The organism is Deltaproteobacteria bacterium (assembly GCA_005879795.1).
GTDB lineage: Bacteria > Desulfobacterota > Binatia > DP-6 > DP-6 > DP-6.
Genome location: VBKJ01000001.1, coordinates 1 through 5,607, shown reverse-complemented (window position 1 = coordinate 5,607; position 5,607 = coordinate 1). Strand labels below are relative to the sequence as shown.

The following is a 5,607-nucleotide window of genomic DNA, read 5'->3' as shown; positions in this document are numbered from 1 at the left end:
GATGGGGGCCATGGAGAGCGCAGCGCGGTCGCTGTGAAGGATACCGTAGGTCTTCGACATTGCCTCGACGACCACGAAGTAGGCGAGCGTGAACGCCACCGAGACGAGCGTGATGCCGACGTCGGCGAAGTAGTGCTCGGCAACGAGTGCAACCAGGATGGCGGACCCGTTCTGCACGAACATGACCGCGAGGTAGATCGAGTTCAGATACGGAGCGGGGTCGCGCTCGATTTCTTCGAGGAGGGCGGCGTTGCGGCGGCCTTCCTGGCGGAGCGCGCCAGCACGGAACCGAGTCATCCGGCTGAACGACGACTCAGCAATCGCCAGGATCGAACCGAAGAGAACAAGCCCGACGACGAGGCCCGCGACCCACATCATGTCGTGTCCGCTCTGGGGTGAACGCTAGCAACTGTCGTGATTCCCCACAAACCGACCGGTGACTCGTTCGGTCACTGAGCGGTGCCCGCCGACTGTCGGCTTCGCCCATCGGGAGCCCGCGAACGCAACTGCGGTTCGCGCGCCCGAAGAGCCGCCGCGGGATCACAGAGCTAACTAACGGTGTCGGGAAGAGCCCGGCGCCCCTACCGCGGTCCCGGGCCCTGGAGATACCGGAGCAGGTCGGAGTCGGGCGAGAGCACGACGGTCGTCCCCCCAGCGAAGATCTTCTCGTAGCTCTCGAGCCGACGCAGGAAGCCGTAGAACTCCGGGTCCTGGCCGAAGGCACGGGCGTAGGTGGCGATCGCCTGCGCATCCCCCTCACCGATCATCCGCTGGCTCTCCTCGTACGCCTTCGCCACGAGTATCTCGCGCTCCTTGTCGGCCGACGCCCGGATCTTCCGTGCTCGCTCCTCGCCCTCGGCGCGGTAGCGCTTGGCGATCCGCTCGCGCTCAGCTCGCATCCGAGCGTAGACGCTGGCCTGCACCTCGGTCGGTAGGTCGGCCCGCTTGATGCGGACGTCGACGACCTCGATGCCGAAGGAGGCGGCCATCTCCCGGGTGCCGGCGGTGACCACCTGCATGATCCCCTCACGCTTCTCGCGGATGAAGTCCGCGAAGTTGTGCTTGGCGATCTCCTGGCGCAGCCGCGCGAAGATGATGTCGTCGAGGCGCGCCATGGCGCCCCGGGTGTCGCGCACGGTGCGGTAGAACTCCAGGGGGTCGCTGATGCGCCAGCGCGAGACGTGGTCGACGGCCAGCCGCTTCTTGTCGAGCGTCAAGTACTCGGCCGCTTGGACGTCGGTCGCCAGGATACGCCGCTCGAAGCGGCTGAGGGTCTGGACGACGGGAAGCTTCACGTAGAGGCCCGGCTCCCGGATCGTCCGCACTGGCTTGCCGAACTGGGTGATGAGGGCCTGCTGCCACTCGCCCACGACGAAGACGGTCTGGGAGAGAACCAGGAGCGCGACGACGATGGCGCCGATCACGAGCCGTGCCATGTGCTCACCTGCTGGCGCTCGCCGCAGGCGGGCTCTTCGGCTCCGGTGCGGCGGCAGGCGCGGCGACCAGGTCCTTCAGGGGGAGGAAGGGGAGAACGCGGCCCTGGTTTCCGTTGGTGTCCAGGAGGAACTTCTGCGTCCCGGGCAGGATCTTCTCGACGCTCTCCAGGTACAGGCGGTGGCGGGTCACGCCCTTGGCCTTCTGATACTCCTCGAGCACCTTCAAGAACCGCGCGGCGTCTCCCTGCGCTCGGATCGCACGTTGCGCCTTGTAGGCCTCGGCCTGCTGGAGCATCTGTGCGGCCTCGCCCCGCGCCTTGGGAACGACGTCCTCGCCGTAGCCCTCGGCCTCCTTGATGAGTCGCTCCCGATCCTCCCATGCTCGCACCACGTCGTGGAAGGCCTCGCGCACGTCCTTCGGGGGGTCGACCACCAAGAGCCGCGCCTCGGTGACCAGCAAGCCGGTCTCATAGGTGTCGAGGAGCCCTTGGAGCTGCGTCTTCACCCTCCCTTGCACCTCCACGCGGCCGTCGGTCATGGTGTAGTCGATGGTGTTCTGGCCGACCACGCTCCTCAGCGCGACCTCGGCCGAAACGCGCAGCGCGCCCTCCGGATCGTTGGCGCGAAAGAGAAACTTCACGGGATCTTGCACCAGGTACTGGACGAAGAGCTGGACATCCACGATGTTCTCGTCGCCCGTCAGCATCAGGGCCTCCTCCGGGACTGGCAGGGTCCGTCCCTCGGAGGCACGGAAGCCGATCTCGGCCCGGCGGACGCGCGCTACGTCCACGACGTGGCGGGTCTGGATTGGCGAGGGCAGGCGGTAGCGCAGCCCCGGCTCGGTCTGGGACCAAAGCATCCCGAAGTGGAGAACTACTCCCCGCTCGCCAGGACCCACGATGTAGAGTCCCGAGGCGAGCCAGAGCAGCAGCACGACCGCCAGGACGATTGCGCCCGCGCGTCCGCGCCCGAGCCGCCGCAGGATGTTGTGCAGCTCATCGACGCCTTCCCTGAAGTCGGGCACCGGGAACGACTCGCCGCCGCGGGGTTGGCGCGCCATTGTCATGCCTTCGACCCGAGCGTCACGACGGTCCCGGCCAAGGCGAGCAGCCCGATGACGAGGGTTGCTTTCAGGGGTCTTCTTCCTTGCCGTGGCCGTGATATACGGCGAAGACCGCTAGGAGCGCGTCGGTCCACGCGGGTTCGCGGTCGGCGTCGAGCCACACGACCCACAGCTCTTCGTCGAGTCGCGCCTCGAAGGCGACATCAGCCGCCGTGTTGTCGGTTCCTTCGGGAATCCGTGCCATCAGGCTTCCCCTGACCTCGTGAAGCATTCGCGACCTGGGTCTTGGGAGTCTCTGTACGGGCCCGTGGCGCTGCCTGACAAATGCATAATTCAGCTGCTACTGGTCGAAAAATCCGATGGCTGATCTGAGTCGTGGATGCGTCCGGTACTCGACTGCGAGCACGTCTTCGCGAAACTCGACGCTCGAAGAGTGATGATTGGCCGCTCGACCTCTCGGTGGGCGGTGCGTGCTTCGGTGTGGCGCTTGGCACCGCGCTCGGAAGTGCCGGGATCACGCTCTCGTGGCGCCGGGCGACTTGATACTTCGGCTTTCTCGAGGAGTCGCGTCTCGAATTTTCTATTTGATCCGCGGTGCCCCTCAGGGGTACGAAGGTGGGGGATTAGGCGGGTTGAATGCGCTCCGCCAGGGTGCGTGAACCGCTCATGAGGGTGTACAGTGCAGACACTGTTGGGCGACCTGCTGAGCCCGCGGTGCGCGGAGTCGGGACATGCCGTTAATGGGGGAAAGCGCGAGACGAACGATCCTCTGGATCGTCGTGGGTCTCGTTGCCTTGAGCTTCGTGGGGCTGGACCTGCTGTTCGCGCTGCGGCCGTGACGGTCGGACTCGAAACAGTTCCGGAGAACCCCGGGTTCAAACCGGGAGTAGCAGTGCCGGCTTCTGCGCGGCGCCAGCCACTCCTCAGATCCAGCTAGCCGTTCGCGCCGGCTCTCGACGGACCCTCACGTCGACCCCGCGGCGCCCGAGCCGGGCGAACTCTTCCTGGATGACCGCCAGGTCCACGTCGTTGGCGCTCCCCGGCACGGTCACCTCGAGCTGCGCGCCTCGACCGGCGCGCGCCGCCTCCTCCGCGATGACCTCCATGGTATACGGAGTGAGTTCTCCCGCCCGCTCGAGGCTGGCGGCCTCACCCGAGGCGGGGACGACCCGGGCCTTCACGAAAAGAGGTCGCGACGTCAGTCGTTCATGTCCCCGGCCGCCGTTGAAGGATACCATGACGGCGTCGACAAGGTCTCGGTACGTTCGGATGTGGTCGAACGTGCGCCGCGACAGCGCGATACTGAACTCCGACTCGAGGACGAGACCGAGCTCCAGCAGATCGAGCGAGTCCGCGGCGAGATCATCCATGAGCGATACCTCGGGCACTATCTCTTCGACATCGACGCCAAGCTGCTCGGCGACCAGCTGCTGCATCCGCGACTCCACGGCTGAGCGTAGCCACCCCTCACTACTCGGGATCCGGGGCCTGGCAGCCGTGGTCTGGGCTTCGGGCGCGTCCTGTATGGAGAGCTCGTGTTCGCACGCCCCAACGACGCGCGACGGCGGTGAGCTCGCCGCCCGGGCCGAGGCCAGCCGGGACGCAGAACGCGGGGCCAGCGACCGATTTGATCTGGTTCCCACTCCCTGATTTACCCGCGCAGGGCCCGCCACCGTGCCGAGCGCACCGAGTGTCATCAGCGCCAACCCCAGGGCTACACGCATCCTTCGTAGCATTCCCACGCCCTCCTTCGCCTTCACACGCGGAACCGAGCGTCAATCTCCACCCCGACGACACCCTCGATCTCGGCGGCCCGATACTTGAGGAAGAGAACGTCGGCTGGATCGTCGAACGTAGCGGCGAGCCTGACGAAACCCTCGTTGACTTCGGCTTTGACGCCCGCCCCGTGAAGGCGCCGGTATTCCTGCGCCATGGCGACGATCCGCCGAGCGATCTCCACGTCACTCAGGGGCAGGACCGGGATGACGCGGATCTCGTTCTCGACTTCTCGCACACCCGGGCTGTGCCACGCGATTTGCTCATACCGGATCTTCTGGCTGTACAGTCGCACCATCCCTGATAGGACGACGGCTCCCTGCCGCGCATGCACGATGACCCGCGTCCCGGCCAGGCTCTCGTCCTGCCGTGTCTGCTCCTCGATCCACCGGGCGAGCGCGCGATCCTCCGGCGCGGCTTGTCCTGACATCGGCGCGACCAGCAGTGCGCCGGCGAAGAGCGGGATTACGAAACCCAGCGGGGGGAGCCAGCGGAGCTGGACGCTTCGACCAGGACTGCCCCTCATTGGCCGCCCGCCCGCCGCAGCAGCCGCGGATCTTCAGCGTCTGGCTCGGCGCCTCCGTCTGCGGGCGCCTTCGCAGCCGCGAAGACACGTGGCCTGAGCCATGACACCACGGCCGCCAGCGCGAGCACCACCGCGATGACGCCCAGCGAGGTCAAGGTCGAGATCTCGTAGATGTCCGTGAGCAGCATCTTCACGCCGACGAAGCTCAGCACGGCGGCCAGGCCGATGTTCAGATACGCCACGCGCCGGATCATGCCGGCCACGAGGAAGAACATCGCGCGCAGGCCCAGGATGGCCAAGATGTTGGAGGTGTAGACGATGAACGGATCGCGCGTCACGGCGAAGATCGCCGGGATCGAATCGAGAGCGAACACTAAGTCGGCAGTCTCTATGCAAATCAGGACGAGCAGGAGCGGTGTGGCGCATCGACGGCCCGCCTTCACGATCGTGAAGCGCGCTCCGTGGTAGTCGGACACCGACGGCACGAGCCGCTTGAAGAGCCGGAAGAGGACGTTCCGCTCCGGGTGCACCCCGCCGTTCGCCGCCAGGAGGAGTTTGATGCCGGTGAGCACCAGGAACCCGCCGAAGACGTACATCACCCAGTGGAATGCTGCGAGCAATGCGGCGCCGAGCAGGATGAACACCGCCCGCAGGACCAGCGCGCCAAGGATGCCCCAGAAGAGAACCCGGTACTGATAGACCGCCGGCACCGCGAAGGTCGAGAAGACGACGAGGAAGATGAAGATGTTGTCGACGGCAAGCGCCCTCTCGATGAGGTAGCCGGTCAGGAACTCGAGTCCGCGATT

Annotated in this window: 6 protein-coding genes; all 6 read right to left on the bottom strand. The window is 66.3% G+C overall.

What is annotated here, in order from left to right; genetic code table 11:
- Positions 1-378, bottom strand: a 378-nt coding sequence (locus tag E6J59_00030) for a DUF21 domain-containing protein (GenBank protein ID TMB24704.1), incomplete at its 3' end; no start/stop codon positions are given.
- 203 nt (positions 379-581) lie between these two features.
- Positions 582-1,436, bottom strand: a complete 855-nt coding sequence (hflC, locus tag E6J59_00025; protein TMB24703.1) for a protease modulator HflC — start codon at positions 1,434-1,436, stop codon at positions 582-584.
- Positions 1,437-1,440: 4 nt separating this feature from the next.
- A complete protein-coding gene (gene hflK, locus E6J59_00020) occupies positions 1,441-2,502 on the bottom strand; it encodes an FtsH protease activity modulator HflK (protein TMB24702.1) in 1,062 nt (353 codons plus the stop codon).
- A gap of 920 nt (positions 2,503-3,422) precedes the next feature.
- Positions 3,423-4,259: a hypothetical protein gene (locus E6J59_00015; protein ID TMB24701.1), complete on the bottom strand. Its 837-nt coding sequence runs from the start codon at positions 4,257-4,259 to the stop codon at positions 3,423-3,425.
- Positions 4,256-4,801: a BON domain-containing protein gene (locus E6J59_00010; protein TMB24700.1), complete on the bottom strand. Its 546-nt coding sequence runs from the start codon at positions 4,799-4,801 to the stop codon at positions 4,256-4,258. The genes E6J59_00015 and E6J59_00010 overlap by 4 nt, the downstream gene beginning before the upstream one ends.
- The coding region (locus tag E6J59_00005; protein ID TMB24699.1) for a TerC/Alx family metal homeostasis membrane protein at positions 4,798-5,607 on the bottom strand (810 nt) is incomplete at its 5' end. The genes E6J59_00005 and E6J59_00010, both read right to left, overlap by 4 nt.